This window comes from Ditibartonella apihabitans, assembly GCF_002007485.1.
In the GTDB taxonomy this organism is placed as follows: Bacteria; Pseudomonadota; Alphaproteobacteria; order Rhizobiales; family Rhizobiaceae; genus Bartonella; species Bartonella apihabitans.
This window is the reverse complement of the sequence record NZ_CP015820.1, coordinates 1,184,773-1,206,058: the sequence shown is the minus strand read 5'-3', so window position 1 is coordinate 1,206,058 and position 21,286 is coordinate 1,184,773. Positions and strand designations below refer to the sequence as shown.

The window sequence follows — 21,286 nt, the reverse complement described above, 5'->3', positions numbered from 1 at the left end:
ATAATTCTTAGCCATTTTTTTCGTCAAGAAATATCCCGATGACAAAGACATTTACTCTAAAAATCCGACTCTTCCAAAACTTTTATTTCACCATTAGCCATTGCGACCACTGATTTGTTAGCCAAATTCAAAAATAATCCGTGCTCGACAACGCCGGGAATAGAGAAAAGCGCATTCGACAAACTCTCTGGATCAGAAATACGGCTAAATGATGCATCAAGAATAAAATGTCCACCATCAGTAACAAAAGTTTTGTTATTTTTGACGCGTAAAGAAATATTACCTGAAAGGCCAAGGCTTTTTGCAACGTCGACAATGGCCAGTTTTGTTGCTTCCAAACCGAATGGATTGACTTCAATCGGTAACGGAAATGCGCCGAGTGTTTTTACAAGTTTGGACTGATCAGCAATGACCAACATTCGGGCGGATGCGAAAGCCACAATTTTTTCCCGCAACAGAGCCCCTCCTCCACCTTTGACAAGCGCCATCTTCGGTCCGATTTCATCAGCACCGTCAATATCAAGGTCGAGACTGGGCATTTCATCAAGGCTGGCAACCGGTATTCCCAACTCACGACACAATTGTTCAGAGCGTTCCGATGTCGCAACACCCGTTACTTTCAGTCCTTCTTTTACCCTAAGAGCCAATAAACGAATAAATTCATTAGCTGTCGAACCGGTACCAATTCCCAATTTCATTCCGTCTTCGACAAATTCGACGGCCTTTGCGGCAGCGGCTTTCTTTAATTGCAGAGAATCCATGACGATCAGTTTTTCCTCAAAAATGCTATTTACCTCTTACGTATCGTTCGAAAAATTGCAATCACTACGCGTAATGAAACTGCTGTTTTGGACAAAATTCACCGATTTATACCCTATTTTTATAGTTGATAAAAAATATCCAGTTTATGCTTGATTTCGGCTCTAAAGTTTCATATGTTTGTCATGTTTATTTGAGTCGTATGGGTTAATTTAGACTTGGTTATCGATAATGATTGTTTGTTCGTGTAACGTAATAACTCAATCAGAGATCGAAGATGTGATCAATTCTCTGTTGGAAGAGGATTGTTGGCAATTGATTGTTCCCGGAAAAATTTATAAAGTACTGGCGAAGCGCGGCAAGTGTTGCTGTTGCTTTCCGAATATACTTGAAACTATTATTCGAGTTTCGGAAAATTTTCATCGCCTACATAATCGGGACGAGGCTGAAATTATCTCCTATCTTGATCGTGTGCGCGCATTACGATTGAAATATAGGAGAATAGGCCAACATGAAAGGTCACGAAAAGGTCATAGAGCAGCTTAATCATGCGCTCTTTTTGGAACTCGGTGCAGTCAATCAATACTGGATCCACTACCGTTTAACCGAAGATTGGGGTTACACAAAACTTGCCAATAAGGAACGTGAAGAGTCTATTGAAGAAATGGGCCACGTTGACAAGCTGGTAAAGCGCATTGTTTTCCTCGAAGGTCACCCTAATCTTCAAACTCTTGCACCATTGCGCATCGGACAGAACATAAAAGAAGTTCTCGAATGCGACTTGGCTGGTGAATATGAAGCAAGAGAAGCTTATCGCGTTGCACGTGAACTATGTGCCGAACTTTCCGATCATATTTCGAAAAAAGTGTTTGACGAATTGTTGGAAGATGAAGAAGGACATATAGACTTTCTCGAGACACAGCTTGCTCTTCTCAACAAGATTGGTGAAGAGAAATATGGTCAGCTCAATGCCGGTTCGGCCGAGCACGCTGAAGCAAAAGAGTAATTTTTTTGTTTATTGGCTGGGGTCCAAGAAAAACTTCGCTCCAGCCAGTTTTTATATTTTGTTCTGTTTCAATTATATTTTTTCCGAAAATATAATCACTCTTGCAAAAAAGAGTTTTAATAAAAGTAAGCCATTTAGACGATCGAATTATTAAAGTGGTCGATTTATTAAGTCAATTTTCAGAATGGAAATTTTCGATAACCTGAGCGCGATGCTGTCACGCCTGTAATGTCGCGTCAATAATGTCCCGCCTTTAATTTCACGTCAGTCATGTTGTTAAAACCGGTGAAATGGGAAATTTGCCTTTCGGATATGTCGTTCAATATTGTAGATTTTCAGCTTGCTATCAAATATCCCAACGCCGGATAGTTGATCGACGCATTTGACGTTTCATGAAGACCAATGAATATTCATCAATAAGATCAGGGCTTGATGTTTTACCTGTTTTTCAGGTATCCGAAACTAATCTCCAATGCCCTCCGATTGATCAATCCAGAATAACAGGCCACCTACTTTTCTTATTTTTATCATTCAAAATTTAGAACCCGAAGAACGCAAATATTTCCTGTGTTCGTTCCAGGGGCGCGTTGGTCCACTTTCGATTGCCGATATAATTTTGCCATTGTCTGTTACGACTATGCTGCCTTTGAGATTCAAGGAAGTTTCGGTAATGACCTTTTGTTCCGGTCTGCAATTTATCAGATGAATATTACTGGAAAGTAAGAGTATATCATCATCCGGACAGGTCAAGTCGCTGGTATTTTGCTTTTCAATCACCGCTATTTCCAACCCGCCGTCTTTTTGCGCATGACACGTACCATGATCACAAATGAATTGGGCATTCTTCTGGTAGTCTTCTGACGACGGGCCGACAATTCCATTCAAAGCATATGAACGCAACCAAACTTCCGTTGTAAATCTGGTCGGTTTAATATCTGTAATATAAAGGGTTTTGTCGTCTATCAATCCGACTGCTCCTTTATCTTCAGATATAAGCAATAAAGGCTGTGTTTGATGAATGACAAAAATTATACCGACAAAGAAGAATATTATGGAAAACAAACATAGTCTTGTTTTGAAAAACAGCAGGATTACGAGGCCGATGGATAAAAAAACCAATGCTATAGGGGGTATCAGCCCCGGATTGACGTCGGGAGAAATCGAAGCCACGCTATAGGCTATTTTTTCGACAATTTTCACCCCTACTCCCATAATTTGCAAGGGCCACCACTCCAGACCAAAAGGCATCAGCAGCGCGGCGGCAAGAGCGAAAGGCATGACAGCAATCGACATTACAGGAAAGGCTAAAGCGTTGCTAAGAACGCCTAAAGGCGCCGTGTTGGAAAAATGATAAGCGGAAAAAATCCCGCTTGCGAGTCCCGCAACAAGTGATGCGACGGCGGTTGAGAGAACCGGAAACAGAACAATTCGCATCACGCCAGCACCGAAAAACATTGGCGTTGTCTGAAAACCGGATTTATGTTTCCGGCTCCACCATCCGAATGTTGCAATCAAAGCTCCGGTTGCCGAAAACGACATTTGAAAACTCGGTCCCAAAACTTCATGAGGAAACACAACCAGAGTTATAATTGCTGCGATAGCAAGGTTACGCATTGTAATTGCGGAACGATCAAAAATTATTGCCACAAGCATAACCGCAACCATTACGAAACTGCGTTGGGCAGCAACGTCCGAGCCGGACAATAACAGATAGAAAGCGGATACAAACAACGCCGCCGCAGCAGCGAATTTCTTTGATTGATAGCGCGAAGCAAAAGAAGGAAATAGTGCAAGCAATGTCCGGATAACAATTAAAACCATTCCGGCGACCATCGCCATATGTAAACCCGAAATAGACAATATATGGGAAAGTCCGGCTATGCGTAATGCTTCATTCGTTGCCGGTAAAATACCGCCCCTCTGGCCAGTAATAAGTGCCGCTGCTATGCTACCTGTTTCGCCGCCTATCGCATTGATTATTCTGTTTGTCATTGCCAATCTGAGACGCGCGACTGCCAGAGAGAACCGTTCCAGTGATGAGATGGGTGGCTCAACAAAAATCTTTGTCGGTTTACCGACAAAATATCCTTGTGCGCCGATTGATTGAAAATAGTTTGCAAAGCTGAAATCATAACTGTCAGGACGTATCGGTCCGGAGCTCGCCCGTAATTTTGCACGTCCTTCGATGCCATCTCCGGGTTCAAATTCTGTGTTATTACCGGAAAATGTTAGTTTTGCACGTTCGGGAGCGTGATTGAGATGTGGTTTTTCGGTGGAAATTATATCCACGATCAACCGTGATTTCCCCCGTGTTACCTTTTCAACAGAGATAATCCGTCCTTTAATTGTCGAAGAGATATCACTCCCGAGCATTGGCGTAGAAAGGCGCCAGGTTTCTATCTTCGAACACAAAGCGCCAAGAAAAATGCACATTGCCAAACCGGTTATATAAAAGGCCGGACGAAAGTGACGGGAGAGAATGAATATCCCGATTGCGATAATAGAAAGCGCTGTAAGAGTTCTGCCATCAGGTTCATAAGAAAGTCCGAAATAGATGACTACCCCGACAGTCATGAACACAGGTATTAGTAAAAATAATAATCCTTGTTCGCGTTCGAAAATGAATGCGGAATACCCCCGCAAAAATATATCGGCGAGTTGTTTATAAAGCCGCTTTAACCCTGTTTTATGTGGAACGATAAATGGTATATCATCTGGCAGACTCACGACATGCCGTTCAAGCGGACTGTAAAGCTGCGCAACAGACCTCGTTCTGGTCTTAACGGATTGGCTGTTCAACCTTTGCGCATTTGATTTGCTTTCTAACGCATTTCTCTGCTTTATAATTCTATCCGTCCCCGTTGGTATGGCTGGTGCATGGTGCTGAGTCTATGCTAATGGTTCGACGCCATACTGACAATGGAATACTCATAGAAATCTGGAGACATTATGTCCACGCCTGTAGTTACACGTTTTGCCCCTTCACCAACCGGTTTTCTCCATATCGGAGGGGCGCGTACCGCTCTTTTCAACTGGCTTTATGCCAAACACACTGGCGGCAAGATGCTGCTCCGCATTGAGGATACCGACCGCGAAAGATCTACAAAAGCTGCCGTCGATGCAATTATTGACGGATTGAAATGGTTGGGACTGACATGGGATGGGGATCCCATTTCGCAATTTTCGCGCGTTGACCGGCATCGCGAGGTGGCAGAAGAACTCGTCAAAAAAGGTCAGGCCTATTATTGTTATGCAACGCCGGAAGAATTGACCGAAATGCGTGAAAAAGCGCGCGCTGAGGGAAAGCCGCCGCGTTATAACGGCATATGGCGTGACCGCGACCCTTCAAAGGCTCCCAAAGGAGTAAAACCAGTTATTCGCATCAAAGCCCCCCAACAAGGCGAGACAATTGTTCATGACCGCGTTCAGGGCGACGTCCACTTCCCGAATAAAGATCTCGACGATTTCATTATTCTTCGTTCGGATGGCACGCCAACATATATGCTTGCAGTCGTTGTAGATGATCATGACATGGGGGTCACTCATGTTATCCGCGGTGATGACCACTTGACCAATGCTGCGCGCCAGACAATTCTATTCAATGCTATGGGCTGGGATGTTCCGGTTATGGCTCATATCCCGCTCATCCATGGGGCAGATGGTGCGAAACTTTCAAAAAGGCATGGTGCGCTCGGCGTTGATGCTTATCGTGCCATGGGGTACTTGCCTGTTGCATTGCGCAATTATCTTGTTCGTCTCGGCTGGAGCCACGGAGACGATGAAATTATGTCGACCGAAGATATGATCTCGTGGTTTGATATTGACGACATTAACAAAGGTGCAGCGCGCTTCGATTTTAAAAAGCTCGAAGCGATCAATGGTCAATATATGCGTATGAGCGACGATAAAGATTTGTTTGACGCTGCGCTTTCTATTCTGCCAGAGATTGAAGGTGGTAAAGAACTAGAGGCCAAACTGAACGAGAAAAATCGTTCAGAATTTCTAAAAGGAATGCCGGAACTCAAAGAGCGCGCAAAGACACTTGTCGAGCTTATTGATAATGCTGCTTTTATCTTTTCTGACCGTCCATTGAAACTTGATGAAAAGGCAACCAACCTTCTCAATGACGAAGGCAAAACCATCCTCAAAGGGATTTATTCTGCTCTCGAATCTTGCACAGAATGGACCAAAGAAAAGCTTGATCATATTATCCGGAACTATGCTGAAGAGGCTCAATTAAAGCTCGGTAAAGTTGCTCAGCCATTGCGTGCAGCATTAACCGGAAGAGCCGTTTCGCCAGGCGTTTTCGATGTTCTTGTCATTTTAGGACGTGACGAGTCGCTTGGACGAATTCGTGATCAGATTGCTTAAGGAAAAATCACAAAACAAGCTTTATAATCTGAAAACGACTTTAATATTTATAGATTAATTTTGCACCACAGCCTTTTTTTAAAAGGGCTGTGGCTTTTTTTCTTAACAGTTTGAATAGAAATCAGAAGTTGCAAGAACGCCCCTTCACTTTTACGCAATTTTTCAAAATTGAATCACACAAGATTGACACCGGTAACGTAAAAATACGCAACTTAGACATTGCAAGCCGGCTCTTTTCGGATAATCTGGAAAACAACACAGGCATTGGACGTGAGCCGCAGTCATTACCTGTAATGTGAACGCGGTACCTCATCGTTTGTGGGGTGGAGGTTCTGAAAGGGAAGACATATGATAGATAATAAAGCACATATAACTGTTGACGGTAAAAGCATTGAGCTTCCGGTACGTAAAGGCACTATGGGGCCAGACGTTATCGAAATTGCTCCGCTCTATAAAGAAACCGGAACATTCACTTATGATCCCGGTTTTACGTCAACAGCTTCTTGTGAATCTAAAATCACTTTTATCGACGGAAACAAAGGCGTATTGCTGTATCGTGGCTATCCGATAGATCAGCTTGCAGAACAGGGCGATTTCTTGGAAACCTGTTACCTGCTTCTATACGGTGAACTTCCGAGTAAAAAACAAAAAGAAGATTTTGACCGCACAGTGCGCGAACATACAATGGTTCACGAACAGTTTTCGCGATTCTTTCACGGCTTCCGCCGCGACTCACACCCGATGGCTGTGATGGTGGCTTGCCTCGGAGCAATGTCGGCCTTCTATCACGATTCACTTGATATCGCTGATCCCCGTCAAAGAATGATCGCATCAATCCGGTTGATTTCGAAAGTACCGACTCTCGCCGCTATGGCCTACAAATATTCAATCGGCCAACCGTTTGTTTACCCACGCAACGACTTGGGCTACGCTGCTAATTTCCTGCAAATGTGCTTTGCTGTTCCTTGCGAGGAATATAAAGTTAATCCGGTGCTGGCACGCGCTATGGATCGTATTTTCATTCTTCATGCCGACCATGAACAGAATGCTTCGACATCAACTGTTCGTCTAGCCGGTTCTTCGGGTGCCAACCCGTTTGCTTGTATTGCTGCCGGCGTCGCCTGCCTGTGGGGTCCTGCTCACGGCGGTGCTAATGAAGCCTGCTTGAAAATGCTTCAGGAAATTGGTTCGGTTGATAGAATTCCTGACTTTATCGCACGCGCCAAGGATAAAAACGATCCTTTCCGCCTGATGGGATTTGGTCACCGCGTCTATAAAAATTACGACCCGCGTGCAAAAATCATGCAAAAGACATGTCATGAAGTTTTGACCGAACTTGGTATCAAGGACGATCCGCTTCTCGACATCGCTATGGAACTCGAACATATTGCTCTTAACGACGAATATTTCATCGAGAAGAAGCTTTATCCGAATGTTGATTTCTATTCCGGCATTACATTGAAAGCTCTCGGATTCCCGACCGATATGTTCACAGTTCTGTTTGCCTTGGCACGTTGTGTTGGTTGGGTTGCACAATGGAAAGAAATGATCGAGGATCCGGCACAGAAGATCGGCCGTCCGCGTCAGCTCTATACCGGTGCTGCACGCCGTGACTATGTTCCTATCGACAAACGGAAATAATTTGCTTCGGAAATATTCAATTTTCCGAAAGATAAAAATTCTAACCCCGCCACAACATTTTGTGACGGGGTTATTTTTAATTCAAACATTACGTTAGAGACCGAGATAGCGTCGTTATAAAAGTTGGCTATTTAGTGTCTTCGACGAATTCCATAAATTCACTCAACTCTGCTAACCGACATTCGCCTCCGGGTACACAACCAGCATAAGACGCATCTTCAGCCGGTTGCCTGCATTCGCGTAGCGTTAGCGACTGCCCATATAGTCTGGTTGGGCAATGGCATGATTTAACGCACTTTATTGGGCAGTATAGCCGCCATCAATAACCAATTCCGAACCGGTGACAAAACCGGATTCATCGGAAGCAAGATAAAGAATACCGTAAGCAATATCGTCCGGTACTCCTAATTTTCCAATCGGGTGGAGAGCTGTTAACTCTGCTTTTCTTTCCTCGACATTGCCGCTGTCTATGGCATTTTGTTCAACCATCGGTGTCCAGATATAGCCAGGATGGACAGAATTGACGCGAATTCCATAACCCGATTTTGCGCAATGCAATGCAGCAGACTTCGTGAAAAGGCGAACCCCGCCCTTACTTGCGTTATAGGCAGCAAGCGTTGGATCCCCAACCAAGCCTTCGATCGATGACAAATTGATAATCGAACCGCTCTTTTGATTTTTCATCACACGTATCGCTTCGCGGGTGCCAAGAAAAACCGCATCAAGGTTGATTGATAAGAGAAAGCGCCATTTTTCCAAAGTTTCTTCTTCAGCAGAAGCCGAATGACCAACGCCTGCGTTATTCACCAGAATATCCAGCCGGCCAAAGAGACTGACTGTGTCGTCAACGACCTTTTTCCATTGGTCTTCCTTGGAAACGTCATGTTTCATGTATTTTGCAGTACCGCCGGATTTATTAATTTCCGCCTCTACTTTTTTGCCTTGCACTTCATCAAGATCAGTCAAAACAACCTTCGCACCTTCTTTTGCTAGAAGACGTGATGTCGCCTCGCCCAAACCTTTTGCACCGCCTGTAACGATTGCAACTTTGTCTTTCACCCGCATAGTAAATTCTCCTCATAGCTACATTGAAATAGTATTCAATTTTAATCGCAATTATCGAATGTTATCAGAAGAATTGATTATCGTACAATTGTCAATTTTTCGGCTGCACGCGTAATTGCTGTATAAAGCCAACGTTCGCGCGTATCACGAAAAGCAAAACTTTCATCAAATAATACAACATTATCCCATTGCGAGCCTTGGGCTTTATGGACCGTTAAAGCATAGCCATAATCAAAATCATCATAACGGCGCTTCATTTGCCAGGAAATCTCGCTTTCTGGGTCATCAAAAACTGCTTTCAGTAACTTGATTTTTGCAACACCGCGATCGTCATCTTCCGGAGTGACGAGCAAACTTATACCGGGTTTTACGGTTTCCTTGGATGCCGTCATTACCCTCCATAACGACCCGTTCAACAAACCTTTGGCCGGATCATTGCGCAAGCAAACAAGCTTATCGCCGGCTTGCGGGTAATCGGCTGTAAAACCTTTGAGTTCTCTCAAACGCTTATTATAGAGTCGACGTGTTCGATTAATGCCAACGAGAACCTGATCGGCGTCGAGAACCAGTTGCTGGTCAACCTGCTTCCGCGTTATGACTTGAGCCGCACCATAGTCGCCATAGTCAATATCGCGTCCTTCACGAACATCCATTGCCAGACGGATAATCGGGTTATCCCGTGCCTGACGATGAATTTCTGTCAGAAGAAAATCCGGCTCATGTTCGGTAAAAAATCCGCCGCCCGATATTGGCGGCAATTGTCCGGGGTCACCCAATACAAGAATTGGAGTTCCAAAGCTCATGAGATCACGGCCGAGCTGTTCATCAACCATTGAGCATTCATCAATGACAACAAGCTTGGCCTGTGCAATCGGACTTTGACGATTGAGTGAAAACATCGGTGCCATCGAAGTTTTACCTGTGTTTTCGTCGGCAACTTCTTCTTCACCCCTTGGGCGATATATCAAAGAGTGAATAGTTCGCGCATTGCTCGCGCCTTTTGAACGCAATACCTGCGCCGCTTTACCGGTGAAAGCGGCAAATTGCACCGTACCATCAACGCTTTCGGCAAAATAGCGTGCTAAGGTTGTTTTTCCCGTGCCCGCATAGCCAAACAAACGAAAAACCTGAGACTGACCATTTTTAAGCCAATTTGCGACGCTGGTCAGTGCTTTATCTTGCTGTGGTGAAAATTGCATAACTTATCCAAACAGGATTCGACGGTTCAGAGCAAGTCCATTATAGTCCTTTTAAAAACAGCACCTGTGTTTTTAGGGAGGAAGATATGTCCTACATCGATTTCTGTCATCATTTCAATCTCGAAATCCCGCTTATTCAAGCTCCAATGGCAGGAGTTTCAACACCGGAGCTTGCGGCAGAAATCTGTAATAATGGCGCTATTGGCTCTCTGGGATTGGGCGCATCCTCGCCTGATGCTGCATCTCGGGCAATAGAAACATTAAAAAAGGTCACAAGGCGACCATTTAATATCAATTTTTTTAGCCACAAGCCTGTCAAGCCCGACGAACAAATTGACGACGCGTGGCTTCAGAAGTTAAGTCCCCTGTTCCACGAATTTAACGCCGAGCCACCTCGAACTTTGCGGGAAATCTATAGCAGTTTTTATATGAACGACGAATTGTTCGAGCTCGTTATGAAAGAAAAACCGGCAATTGTGAGTTTCCATTTCGGACTTCCCGAAACCGAAAAAATCTTGGCTATGAAGCAAGCCGGAATATATCTCATAGCAACAGCAACCAATCTTGATGAAGCTTGGGCTATTGAAAAGGCCGGCTTGGATGCAATTGTTGCTCAAGGTTATGAGGCCGGCGGTCATCGAGGGACATTTGATGAAAATTTAGCGGACTCATGTCTTTCTCTCAAACAGCTTTTAAAGATAATTTTGAAAAATCTTTCCATACCCGTCATAGCGGCTGGCGGATTAATGGATGGTCAGGATATTGCAGAATGCATTAAAGCCGGTGCAAGCGCCGTGCAATTAGGAACAGCTTTCATAGCCTGCCCCCAATCGCAAGCCGATAGCGGATATAAACAAACTCTCGCCAGCCAATCAGCATATCATACAGTTATGACACGTGCTTTCTCGGGGCGACCAGCGCGTGCGCTATATAATTCTTTTGTCGATTTCACCTGGCATCAGCCGGATAAAGATGTACCTTCCTATCCCTATGCATATGACGCGGCAAAACAAATTGCCAGTCTTGCCAAAGAAAAACAGGACTTCGGATTCGGTGCCTATTGGGCTGGCCAAGGTGCTCCCTTTTCCCGACCGATGGACGCAAAGAAACTCCTTGCTTGCCTCAAAAAAGAATTTCTTGATGCTATGCAATCGTCGTAAAAATAAGCGTTTAAAAAAGGCCCCTACCTTGCGGTAGAGACCTTCAATTTCGTTTATCGGTTGGCTTCTCTTAATCACATGCCTTCCGGACCACGGTTCATCGCCGAAACGCCTGTCCGACATATTTCTACCAATCCCAAAGGCTCCATAATGGAAATAAACTGATCGACTTTCGCGGTGCGGCCGGTAATTTCGAAAATAAAATGTTCGACCGTTGCATCAATCACCTTGGCGTGGAATGCCTCGGCCAAACGCAATGCTTCCACGCGATCGGCACCTTCACCTGTTACTTTTATAAGTGCCAATTCCCGCTCGATAGGTCCATCTTGCTCCTGCTCACGTGCACGAACAGTCAGATCGACCACGCGATGAACCGGTATAATCCGTTCCAACTGATGACGAATCTGGTTAAGAACTTGCGGCGTTGCCCGTGTCACAACCGTAATACGGGAAAGCTTTTCTGCATGTTCTGTTTCCGAAACTGTCAAGCTTTCAATATTATAACCGCGTCCTGAAAACATCCCGATAACACGGGCAAGCACGCCCGGCTCGTTATCAACGAGAACTGCAAGCATATGCGTTTCCATCGGGTCATTATTCGGCTCGATAAAATAAGCCGAACCAAAACTTAAATTCTGTGCGTTCATCATTCTATCCCTTATACGAGCGAGCGACCTTTTGCGTCGATAGCATTCTGAATTGATTCATCATTAGCTTCGTCAGGAAGAAGCATGTCATTATGTGCCCTACCCGATGGAATCATCGGAAAACAATTTTCCTGCTTGGCAACCACACAATCAAAGAAAACCGGCTTGTCGCATTCAAGCATTTCTTTGATTTTCCCATCAAGTTCTTCCGGTTTCGAGCATCTTATGCCAACTGCACCATAAGCCTCGGCGAGTTTGACAAAATCCGGCATAGCATCTGTGTAGGAATTCGACAGCCTGTTTCCATGGAGAAGCTGCTGCCACTGACGCACCATTCCCATATAATGGTTGTTCAATATAAACACCTTGACGGGTGTTTTATGTTGCATTGCCGTTGCCAATTCCTGAATGTTCATCTGAATTGACGCATCGCCTGCAACACAAATAACCAGCGCATCAGGATGCGCAATTTGCACGCCGATCGAAGCCGGAAAGCCATATCCCATCGTCCCTGATCCACCCGATGTCATGAAATGGCGTGGTTCCTCGAAGCCATAATACTGAGCTGTCCACATCTGGTGTTGTCCAACTTCCGTAGTGATATATGCGTTTTTGTCTTTCGTCAGTTCATAAAGGCGTTTTATCGCATATTGCGGCATAATAACATCAGATCTGTGCTTATAAGCCAGACAATTACGCGCTCTCCAGTGATTGATTTCGTCCCACCAGACTTTTCTTGCTTCTTTGTCCGGCACCGGTTTCAGAGCACGCAAACTGCGCGTCATATTTTCCAGAACATGCGCAACATCGCCGACGATCGGGACTTCAACCTGAACAGTTTTATTGATTGATGAAGGGTCGATATCGATATGAATAATTCTTGCTTTCGGTGCGAAAGCGTCAAGACGACCGGTAATACGATCATCAAAACGCGCACCGATAGCCAACATCACATCGCAATCATGCATTGTCATATTGGCTTCATAAGTACCGTGCATACCGAGCATACCCAGCCAATTTTTTCCTGATGCCGGATAAGCTCCCAATCCCATCAGTGTTGATGTGATAGGAAAATCACCGAGAGCAACAAGCTCACGCAACAATCTTACCGCATTGGCACCGGAGGAAATAACACCGCCGCCAGTATAAATTACCGGTTTTTTCGCTTCAGCGAGCATTGAAACTGCATATTCGATTGCTTTGGCGTTACCGTCCAATTGGGGGCGATAGCTTTGGCGTGGCATGGAGCGCGGCGCGGTATAAACGCCTGAAGCAAATTGTACATCCTTCGGTATGTCGATCAAAACCGGTCCCGGCCGTCCCGTTTGTGCAATATAGAACGCTTCATGAATGATGCGGGCAAGGTCGTTTACGTCTTTTACCAACCAGTTATGTTTCGTACACGGACGTGTAATACCGACGGTATCGGCTTCCTGAAAACCGTCTGTACCAATCAGCGTTGTAGGAACCTGCCCTGAAAAACAGACAAGCGGAATAGAATCCATCAATGCGTCCTGTAATGCTGTAACGGTATTTGTAGCCCCCGGACCAGATGTCACCAACATAACGCCGACTTTACCGGTACTGCGAGCATATCCTTCGGCTGCGTGTCCTGCTGCCTGCTCATGGCGAACAAGAATATGTTCGAATGAATTCTGCTGATAAATTTCGTCAAAAATCGGGAGAACTGCTCCTCCGGGGTAACCAAATACACGTTCTACCCCTTGATCGATAAGCGCTTGTACGACCATTTCCGCACCAGACATTGTTTTTCCGTCGAAACTGTCTTTTGGTTTTGGTTCTTCTGTCATTTTTCCTACTCGTCAACTGAATTCTTTGGCTAATAAAAAAGGCCCCCAAGGGAGCCTGTTTCGCGTATGAGTGGCTGTTAGCCGAATGGTTACACCATTTGCCCCATACGCGTTCGCACTACTAGAATAATCTGTTTCATGCGCGAAACATTATTATGCCTATGACAGCCCGTCAATCCAAAAGTTTCAATTTTTATCTAATATGTGTAGTTTATTAAGCAGAATCTTGATTTTCCGATTGCGTGTTTTTGTATAAGCCGCTTCTGTTATGTACATGTTATAGAAATCAACGTTAAAAGGCACACGTATCTGACAGACGACTTCAATCGTCAGAAAAATACAATTTCCTGAACCTTTGGAAGTTTTTACCGCACCGTCTACGGCACGTTTGACGAATTACAAGATTATTTTTCATATGATTTAGAAAACCGGCATATTTCCCACTTTGTTTCCACGAACTAAAAACCTCAATTCTATGTCCGGCTTATGGGGTAACAAAAACGGATGGAGCACGAAGCAAGCGAGCTCTTGAATTCCTCAACACTATAGAGGAAATAATCGCCGGTTCATTCGTTCAATCAAATAGACAATGAGAACAAAGAGCCCCGATCTGTTACCAAATACTGATCAGGTCGAAAAGTCAGGATGTCTTGCGAGTGACATATAATTGTCCCGGCACAGGCTCACCCTGTTCGGCACGAACAACTATATTATTGACGCTTACACATTCAATATTGTGTTTTGCCAATTCATTCCGGATATAATCCTCGTTGTGGGCAAAACGTTGATGCGGCCCGACTTTATAGTTCAGTCCGTTAAATGCACTTTCAGAAAGTGTTTCGGTTGAAAAACCGAAACTCCATGTTGTGCAAGACGTTCAGAAACTTTATCGAAAAACAATTCGATGTCCCCCATATAGGGTAGAACGTCGGTAGCGACGATTAAATCCCACTGTTCGGCAGAGCGTGTAACAAATTCCACGGCATCGCCCACAAACAGATGCTGGTAATCACCTTTTTCATGTGCAATCTCGATCATATTTTCGGAAAGATCGACACCGGTCTTGTCACTTGCCAGATCATCAAGTGCATCAGCCGAAAGTCCTGTCCCACAGCCAAGATCGAGCATTCGATCAAATTTCAAGTCGGGAAAAGCTGCTAATAACTGTTCTCGCAATTGTAACGGTACGTCATAGCCCAATTGATCAACCAGAATATAATCGAACATATCGGCATTTTGGTCGAATAAAGTTGCCACATAGGCTTTTGGAGCGGTCTTCGGCGTTTCTCCCCGATTAATAGCAGCAAGTCTCACTCTAATCCCGCCATAATCTTCGGGATCTGCTTCCAACGCCCGTCGATATGCTGCGGCTGCTTCATCAAATTTTCCCTGTTTTTCAAGGAAAAGCCCGAGGTTATAAAAATGTTCCAATTCGGCTTTATTCGTCTGTGCCACTTTGTTTTCTTCTTTCGGATAAATGACGGGCAATGATCGTACATACCATCAATTGTATCTGGTGAAATAACATGAGTGGCAAGACAATTGCGCCGATTGCCCCACCCGAGCCGGCAAAAATGGCATTGGCCATAGGCGCGCCACTTGCGAGACTTTTTTTCGAACCGCAAAAAGTAATTGTTATACAGTCCTTCTCGTCGAAGCCTAACAATTTTGACCCATACCATGTGACGGTCAATACAATCGCTAGCAAAACCACGTCGATAATAATCATCACAATCAGATCGTGCCAGCTTGTGGTGTGCCACAATCCGCTTGTGGTTGCTTCGCTAAACGCAAGATAGACAACCAGAATAATTGACCCTCTGTCGACGATTGAAGTCAAGGATTTGTGTCGTACTATAAAATTTCCGATAAAGCGCTGGCAAAGCTGACCGAGAACAAACGGAATAAGCAGTTGCACTAGAATGCTTTCAAATGCCGTTGCCGATATGGTTGCGTTGCCACTGCCTGCGGAAAACAACAATCCGACGAGAAGCGGCGTTAAAAACATGCCAAAAATGTTCGAGGCTGAAGCCGAAACAATTGCAGCAGGAATATTACCACCAGCAATGGACGTGAAAGCTATCGACGATTGGACCGTTGAAGGCAAAACGCACAAATAGAGAATACCCGCATAGAAAGCAGACTCTTTCAACCCCGGAACGATAATGCCTGCCAAAACACCCAAAATCGGAAAAAGAACAAATGTCGCAAGAAACACTGTCAAATGCAGTCGCCAGTGAACAATACCGGCTAGAACCGCTTGCCACGGTAACTTTGCTCCGTGCAGGAAGAATAGTAATCCGACAAAAATCTGGGTAAGCAACGAAAACCAATCCGCCGCTTTTCCGGATATTGGGGCGATGCTGGCAATGATAATTGCCACAATCAGCGCAGTTAAGAATTTGTCTGGCAAAAACTTCATTATTGTTATTCTTCTTGTTGTACGAAGAAAATGGAATAGTTGATGAGTAGCGCCTCGTAAATGGACCTATCATTGTTCCGGCAAAGTGAGAGGCACCAGATTATATTTGAATCTTTGTGCATTGTCATAATAATGTGACGCAGATTTTTAATGCCTTCTATTTCCTCATCGGTCAAATTTCTGACAAAACGTGCCGGATTGCCAACAATAAGTGACCGGCTTGGAAACTCTTTACCTTGAGTGACCAATGCCCCTGCTCCCACTATCGACTCTTCGCCAATAACCGCGTGGTTCATAATAATAGCGCCCATTCCGATCAAACTTGTATCTCCAATGGTGCAACCGTGAAGGATAACTTTATGACCAATGGTGCAATTTTTGCCAATCGACACTTCGATACCGGCATCGGTATGAACCATTGTCATATCCTGAATATTTGTTCCTTCACCAATAGTAATCGTTTCATTGTCCCCGCGCAAAACGCTTCCGAACCAAACACTGGAGCGCGGCTTCAAAACAACCTTTCCGATAATTTCGGCACTTTCTGCAACCCAGCTTGCTGAACTATCTTCAATAACGGGATCTATACCATCAAGCCGATAAAAAGCCATTCGCATTTCCCTCCGGAGATAAATTTCGGTTAGTCCGAATGTTTTGTTTTAATGATATTATCGAAGCGTTCATTCGCCTGTCCGGTTAGATTGGCCGAAACAATAACCGAACCGTCATCTTTAGATGTCTGTTTGATGACCTCACCATTCTTGTAAAGCCAATCAAGAAGACCGTATTCATCCGGCTTGAGAACAATTTGCCGTTTGATCATTTCGCCAGATATTCGTTTTTCAATAATCGCGAGGAGTTTGTCAACGCCTTTGCCGGTTAGAGCAGAAACAGCCACAACCGGCGTGAGAGAAGTGCGGGCAGAATCCTGCAAAGCAGCCAACGACACATCGTCGAGCAAATCGACCTTGTTCCAGACTTCTATAATGTGATCGGGATCATCTGTATTGACACCGAGACTTGATAAAATATTCAAGACATCCTGCGCGTGGGCGTGGTTTTCGACGTCCGACATATCGCGCACATGAAGGATAAGGTCAGCTTCGACAACCTCTTCCAATGTTGCTCTGAATGCTGCAACAAGATGGGTTGGAAGATCGGAAATGAATCCAACGGTATCCGACAACATCACCGTCTGTTCGTGCGGCAAGATTACTTTGCGCAATGTCGGATCAAGTGTTGCAAAGAGCATGTCTTTGGCCAACACATCCGCGCCCGTCAAACGATTGAATAATGTCGATTTACCTGCATTGGTATAACCGACAAGTGCTATAACCGGATAAGGGACTTTTTTTCTTTTCGCCCTATGGAGTGCTCTTGTTCTGACAACTGTTTCAAGTTCACGCTTGATGCGGACGATTTTTGACTGCAAAATGCGCCGGTCAGCTTCAATCTGTGTTTCACCAGGTCCGCCGAGAAAGCCGCTGCCACCGCGCTGTCTTTCCAAGTGGGTCCAACTTCTGACCAGTCGCCCCTTTTGATAATTGAGGTGGGCAAGCTCAACCTGAAGGACACCTTCTTTTGTTCTCGCCCTATCGCCAAAAATCTCGAGAATAAGAGCTGTGCGATCAATAACTTTGCAGTTCCAGGCTTTTTCAAGATTTCTCTGCTGGATCGGCGTCAGGGAAGAATCCATGACCGCAAGGTCGATTTTTTTATCAGAAACAACCTTGCCGATTTCTTCGACTTTTCCTTGACCTAACAGTGTTGCCGGACGCGGTTTTTCGATATTGACGGATATTTTTTCAACAACATTCAGGCGGATAGCTTCGGCAAGCCCTACCGCTTCATCGATACGCGAGCGCGACGATGCTTCATAATTTTTCTTCGAGTTCTCCCGATCATATATGACGGGAACGATAACAATTGCTCGTGTTTCAACTGTTTGTCTTGAAATCAGTTTGTGGGTCTTGTCATGATCGTCCATCATAACAAGCTAACCACAAAACTCGACATAAAAGTGGAAAGACCGGGAAGTGAAAAAACCTGATCTTTTCGGCAAGAAAACTTTTTTCAACCGAAAACTCTTTTTTGAAGTTTCAACCGAAAATTCCTTTTTTAAAAAATGCCCAAGAAGCTATTTCCCCGAAAAACTATAAAGAGAAGCTATTCAATGTCCTCTTCTTCATCCAGCATCTGCACCGGCTGACTAGGCATTATGGTCGATATCGCATGCTTGTAAACGAGCTGGGAGTGCCCGTCACGTCGCAGCAACACGCAAAAATTGTCGAACGATGTTACTATGCCGGTAAGTTTGACGCCATTTACCAAAAAGATTGTAAGAGAAATCTTCTGTTTACGTACTGCATTCAGAAAGAGATCCTGCAGGTGCTGCGATCGTTCTGTCATTGTTCTTATACCTATATTTCGAACCGCATAAAATTCTAATTTGTTCATATCGAACAAAAAACCACCAATTGTCAATCCGTAACTACAACCGCGCCCACAGCTTTAAGTAGCATAATATATTAAACAGTTCAGGTTTTTCGGGCAATCATCATGGTGATCGGAAGCGAATTGCGCCATACGTGAAAATTTCCCAAAGGAACCGCTTCGGCAAATGCAAGATGAATGAGGCGCGCATTAACTTTTTTGGAATGCTCTGCAAGGATGGCATTGGTTTCAAGCGTTACAGCATTGACAACCAGCCGTCCACCGGACTTCAAACTTTTCCAGCAGCAGTCGAACAAATCGGGATGGGTAAAACCGCCACCAATAAATATTGCATCGGGGCTTTCAAGGCCAGCCAGACAGAACGGCGCTTCTCCTCTTATGAGCGAGAGACCGATAACTCCAAAGTGATCGGCATTTTTTAAAATCGTATTTTGTCTACTCTCTTTTTTTCAATTGCATAAGCACGTGTTCCTCTAGAGGCACGTAACCATTCAATCGAAATCGAGCCGCTACCGGCTCCAACATCCCACAACACTTCACCAAATTTCGGAGCAAGATGCGCCATAGTAACTGCCCTGACATCCTGTTTGGTGAGTTGACCGTCTGTGAAAAAGGCGTCATCAGGCAATCCTGAACAAAAACTAAATCCGGCATCTGCACGATCAGCGTGGCATTCAACCGCTACCAGATTGAGATTTTCGCAATCATCAAGGTCGAATTTATCAGCCTTTTGAGAGCGAATGCGCTGTTTTTCACCGCCCAAATGTTCCATGACAGTCATTTCGCTTCCACCAAAACCATATTCTACTAGGAGTTTTGCAAGCTCTGATGGACTGTTTTTGTTTTCCGACAGAATAATCAGCCGGTTATTGTTCTGCAATTGGCCAAGGATTGAACGAATAGGACGGCCGTTGATTGAAAGGCAGACTGTATCTTGCAATGCCCAGCCGAGATGGGATGCGGCCAATGAAAACGACGACGGATGTGGCAGAACCAATACCTCGGCTACGGGTACTTTTCGAAGTAAAGTTGCTCCTGCTCCGAAAAACATAGGATCTCCGCTGACCAGCGCGACAACATTTTGCCCTTTTAACGACAATATTCCGTCTACGCCTTTTGAAAAAGGTGACGGCCAAGGAATTAATTTTGCCGGCAAATTTTCAGGCAAAAAACCAAGGTGTCTTTTGCCGCCAAATATATAGGAAGCCGCAGTTAAAGCATTTTGTTGGCGCAGCGTAAGGCCACTCCAGCCGTCATCTCCAATACCAATAATTGTCAGCCAAGGTTTTTTGTTCATTCACGTTGATCGGTAAGCTATTTGTCCCTATTTAGCTTTATTAGAATCTGCCCACTCCGAGAGCAAGCAAAATGATTACCGCCGCATCTACAGAAAATGAAGTTAAAATCAAGGCAGTTCAGGATAGACGATTTGCCTGTCCGGGATTGTTTCGTATGCCGCTAGCTAATGATGGCGGGATTTGCCGAATAAAACTACCGTTAGGCCGTTTGACGAGCGAGCAAATTGACGGCATAGCAGATGCAGCCGAAACCTTTTCGTACGGCTATGTCGAACTCACAACAAGAGCAAATGTGCAAATACGCGCTGTTGCAAAAAACAACCAACAGAAGTTGATCAACAAAATTCTTGATCTTGGTCTTGGACCTTTAACTCCGGAAGGCGACGATATTCGAAATGTCATGGTTGCACCAACCGCCGGCATTGACGTAGACATGTCGTGTAATACTGTTGAATTTGCCGACAAGCTTCTTGCTATGTTGCAACTTGAAAAAAACTTTGCGAGCCTGTCTCCGAAATTTTCATTTCTGATAAATGGCGGTGAAACAACACAGGTTTTGAACCATAAAGCCGATATCTGGCTTTCAGCCCATCCTGACGGCAAAGCTTACAATTTCGGATTTGCTTCATCGGCGCTCGATATGCCGGATAGCAAATCGCCTACCATTGGCAGCATCACAGAAAAAAAAGCGCTGGAATTTATACGATATGCGCTCGGATTGTTCATCTCCATAACAAAATCCGAACCTTCCATAAGTCGCATGAAGCATCTTTGTGTCAGTGGCAAATTTAAAGATTTTCTTGCCCAAATCTATCAACACTTTGGCAATGATATCTCTAAACCGTTGATGAACCCCGAATTACACGAAAACCTTTCGACATTAACCGGCATATTACCGCAGAAACAGAAAGACTTATTTTATGTGGGGGCAAGACCCGAGCTCGGACGAATGGCATCAAAAACCTTGCACGGCGTTGCAGAGCTTGCCAGAATTCGTGCACTCAACACGCCAATACGCCTTACCCATTATCAGGGGATCATCATACCCGATTGCAGTCGGGATGAAGCAACATTGATCAGAGATGGCCTTTCGAAACTCGGACTTGCAACCGACGAAAATAACCCGGCACTTTATGTTTATTGTTGTGCCGGTGCGCCTCTCTGTCATTCGGCACTTTCCAATGTTCAACGTGATGGAAAATATCTCGTTGAGCATTTTTCAGGCAATCCGAAAGCGCTCGTTCACTTGACCGCGTGTTCAAAATCCTGCGTGGCAACCGAAGCTTTTCCATTCACGATTCTCGCTGTCAAAGACGGTATTTATAACCTCTATCGTGCAAATTTAACGAATGAGACGGAAAAAAATAAATTCGGGCAACTTTTGTGCGAGAATATGAGCATATCTGATGTTATGCGCTATATAGAAAACGAGAAATAGAAAAATACCATAAAA

At 44.7% G+C, this 21,286-nt stretch carries 17 protein-coding genes and 2 pseudogenes; 6 read left to right on the top strand and 13 right to left on the bottom strand.

Features of this window, described 5'->3' with window-relative positions; genetic code table 11:
• Positions 1-56: 56 nt before the first annotated feature.
• On the bottom strand, positions 57-761 hold the full coding sequence (gene rpiA, locus BBC0178_RS05430; protein ID WP_077971334.1) for a ribose-5-phosphate isomerase RpiA: 705 nt from the start codon (positions 759-761) through the stop codon (positions 57-59).
• Between the two features lie 229 nt (positions 762-990).
• Here rpiA and BBC0178_RS11970 point away from each other — a divergent pair, with 229 nt between their 5' ends.
• Complete coding sequence (locus BBC0178_RS11970) at positions 991-1,305, top strand: (2Fe-2S)-binding protein (protein WP_077971333.1); 315 nt, start codon at positions 991-993, stop codon at positions 1,303-1,305.
• Positions 1,271-1,765: a bacterioferritin gene (gene bfr, locus BBC0178_RS05420; RefSeq protein ID WP_077971331.1), complete on the top strand. Its 495-nt coding sequence runs from the start codon at positions 1,271-1,273 to the stop codon at positions 1,763-1,765. Before BBC0178_RS11970 ends, bfr begins: the two co-directional genes overlap by 35 nt.
• 531 nt (positions 1,766-2,296) lie before the next feature.
• Here bfr and BBC0178_RS05415 read toward each other — a convergent pair.
• Positions 2,297-4,492, bottom strand: a complete 2,196-nt coding sequence (locus BBC0178_RS05415; RefSeq protein WP_149867423.1) for a ComEC/Rec2 family competence protein — start codon at positions 4,490-4,492, stop codon at positions 2,297-2,299.
• Between the two features lie 222 nt (positions 4,493-4,714).
• Here BBC0178_RS05415 and gltX point away from each other — a divergent pair, with 222 nt between their 5' ends.
• Together gltX and gltA are read left to right on the top strand one after the other, a co-directional pair.
• Positions 4,715-6,136 carry a glutamate--tRNA ligase gene (gene gltX, locus BBC0178_RS05410; RefSeq protein WP_078039466.1) on the top strand — a complete coding sequence of 474 codons (1,422 nt, stop codon included), beginning with the start codon at positions 4,715-4,717 and terminating at the stop codon, positions 6,134-6,136.
• Positions 6,137-6,484: 348 nt separating this feature from the next.
• Positions 6,485-7,777, top strand: coding sequence for a citrate synthase (gene gltA / locus BBC0178_RS05405; RefSeq protein WP_077971323.1), 1,293 nt, complete (start codon positions 6,485-6,487; stop codon positions 7,775-7,777).
• A 297-nt stretch (positions 7,778-8,074) separates the two neighbouring features.
• Here gltA and BBC0178_RS05400 read toward each other — a convergent pair whose 3' ends face one another.
• Entirely contained in the window at positions 8,075-8,842 is a 768-nt protein-coding gene (locus BBC0178_RS05400) for a glucose 1-dehydrogenase (RefSeq protein ID WP_077971321.1), read from the bottom strand.
• Positions 8,843-8,919: 77 nt separating this feature from the next.
• Positions 8,920-10,041: an ATP-dependent DNA helicase gene (locus BBC0178_RS05395; protein WP_078039465.1), complete on the bottom strand. Its 1,122-nt coding sequence runs from the start codon at positions 10,039-10,041 to the stop codon at positions 8,920-8,922.
• An 86-nt stretch (positions 10,042-10,127) separates the two neighbouring features.
• On the opposite strand from BBC0178_RS05395, the gene BBC0178_RS05390 reads away from it, so the two are divergent.
• Entirely contained in the window at positions 10,128-11,201 is a 1,074-nt protein-coding gene (locus BBC0178_RS05390; RefSeq protein ID WP_078039464.1) for an NAD(P)H-dependent flavin oxidoreductase, read from the top strand.
• A gap of 74 nt (positions 11,202-11,275) precedes the next feature.
• Here the strand turns inward: BBC0178_RS05390 and ilvN are convergent, their stop codons facing one another.
• The 9 genes and pseudogenes from ilvN to cbiE all read right to left on the bottom strand — a co-directional run bounded on the left by ilvN (position 11,276) and on the right by cbiE (position 19,832).
• Positions 11,276-11,848: an acetolactate synthase small subunit gene (gene ilvN / locus BBC0178_RS05385; RefSeq protein ID WP_078039463.1), complete on the bottom strand. Its 573-nt coding sequence runs from the start codon at positions 11,846-11,848 to the stop codon at positions 11,276-11,278.
• Positions 11,849-11,859: 11 nt separating this feature from the next.
• Positions 11,860-13,659 (bottom strand): acetolactate synthase 3 large subunit, encoded by a 1,800-nt coding sequence (locus BBC0178_RS05380; RefSeq protein ID WP_078039462.1) that lies wholly within the window; start codon positions 13,657-13,659, stop codon positions 11,860-11,862.
• A 640-nt stretch (positions 13,660-14,299) separates the two neighbouring features.
• Positions 14,300-15,114, bottom strand: a pseudogene (locus BBC0178_RS05375) (methyltransferase).
• The gene (locus tag BBC0178_RS05370) at positions 15,098-16,081 is read right to left on the bottom strand and encodes a bile acid:sodium symporter family protein (protein ID WP_078039461.1); all 984 of its coding nucleotides are present in this window, start codon (positions 16,079-16,081) and stop codon (positions 15,098-15,100) included. Before BBC0178_RS05370 ends, BBC0178_RS05375 begins: the two are co-directional and overlap by 17 nt.
• 69 nt (positions 16,082-16,150) lie before the next feature.
• Positions 16,151-16,692, bottom strand: a pseudogene (locus BBC0178_RS05365) (gamma carbonic anhydrase family protein).
• Positions 16,693-16,721: 29 nt separating this feature from the next.
• Positions 16,722-18,071, bottom strand: coding sequence for a GTPase HflX (gene hflX / locus BBC0178_RS05360; RefSeq protein WP_078039460.1), 1,350 nt, complete (start codon positions 18,069-18,071; stop codon positions 16,722-16,724).
• A gap of 176 nt (positions 18,072-18,247) precedes the next feature.
• Positions 18,248-18,490, bottom strand: a complete 243-nt coding sequence (gene hfq / locus BBC0178_RS05355) for an RNA chaperone Hfq (RefSeq protein WP_077973529.1) — start codon at positions 18,488-18,490, stop codon at positions 18,248-18,250.
• A 128-nt stretch (positions 18,491-18,618) separates the two neighbouring features.
• Complete coding sequence (locus BBC0178_RS11965) at positions 18,619-18,807, bottom strand: hypothetical protein (RefSeq protein WP_225868349.1); 189 nt, start codon at positions 18,805-18,807, stop codon at positions 18,619-18,621.
• 146 nt (positions 18,808-18,953) lie between these two features.
• Complete coding sequence (cbiE, locus tag BBC0178_RS05350) at positions 18,954-19,832, bottom strand: precorrin-6y C5,15-methyltransferase (decarboxylating) subunit CbiE (RefSeq protein WP_225868348.1); 879 nt, start codon at positions 19,830-19,832, stop codon at positions 18,954-18,956.
• A gap of 71 nt (positions 19,833-19,903) precedes the next feature.
• Between cbiE and cobG the strand changes: the two genes are divergently transcribed.
• Entirely contained in the window at positions 19,904-21,271 is a 1,368-nt protein-coding gene (gene cobG, locus BBC0178_RS05345; RefSeq protein ID WP_078039459.1) for a precorrin-3B synthase, read from the top strand.
• Positions 21,272-21,286: the final 15 nt, after the last annotated feature.

Bases quoted from the DNA above. Each gene is read 5' to 3' on its own strand.
- BBC0178_RS05400 (WP_077971321.1), bottom strand. From the start codon at position 8,842: ATGCGGGTGAAAGACAAAGTTGCAATCGTTACAGGCGGTGCAAAAGGT.
- BBC0178_RS05370 (WP_078039461.1), bottom strand. From the start codon at position 16,081: ATGAAGTTTTTGCCAGACAAATTCTTAACTGCGCTGATTGTGGCAATT.
- bfr (WP_077971331.1), top strand. From the start codon at position 1,271: ATGAAAGGTCACGAAAAGGTCATAGAGCAGCTTAATCATGCGCTCTTT.
- hfq (WP_077973529.1), bottom strand. From the start codon at position 18,490: ATGACAGAACGATCGCAGCACCTGCAGGATCTCTTTCTGAATGCAGTA.
- rpiA (WP_077971334.1), bottom strand. From the start codon at position 761: ATGGATTCTCTGCAATTAAAGAAAGCCGCTGCCGCAAAGGCCGTCGAA.
- BBC0178_RS05390 (WP_078039464.1), top strand. From the start codon at position 10,128: ATGTCCTACATCGATTTCTGTCATCATTTCAATCTCGAAATCCCGCTT.
- ilvN (WP_078039463.1), bottom strand. From the start codon at position 11,848: ATGAACGCACAGAATTTAAGTTTTGGTTCGGCTTATTTTATCGAGCCG.
- gltX (WP_078039466.1), top strand. From the start codon at position 4,715: ATGTCCACGCCTGTAGTTACACGTTTTGCCCCTTCACCAACCGGTTTT.
- hflX (WP_078039460.1), bottom strand. From the start codon at position 18,071: ATGATGGACGATCATGACAAGACCCACAAACTGATTTCAAGACAAACA.
- cobG (WP_078039459.1), top strand. From the start codon at position 19,904: ATGATTACCGCCGCATCTACAGAAAATGAAGTTAAAATCAAGGCAGTT.
- BBC0178_RS11970 (WP_077971333.1), top strand. From the start codon at position 991: ATGATTGTTTGTTCGTGTAACGTAATAACTCAATCAGAGATCGAAGAT.
- gltA (WP_077971323.1), top strand. From the start codon at position 6,485: ATGATAGATAATAAAGCACATATAACTGTTGACGGTAAAAGCATTGAG.
- BBC0178_RS05380 (WP_078039462.1), bottom strand. From the start codon at position 13,659: ATGACAGAAGAACCAAAACCAAAAGACAGTTTCGACGGAAAAACAATG.
- cbiE (WP_225868348.1), bottom strand. From the start codon at position 19,832: ATGAACAAAAAACCTTGGCTGACAATTATTGGTATTGGAGATGACGGC.
- BBC0178_RS05395 (WP_078039465.1), bottom strand. From the start codon at position 10,041: ATGCAATTTTCACCACAGCAAGATAAAGCACTGACCAGCGTCGCAAAT.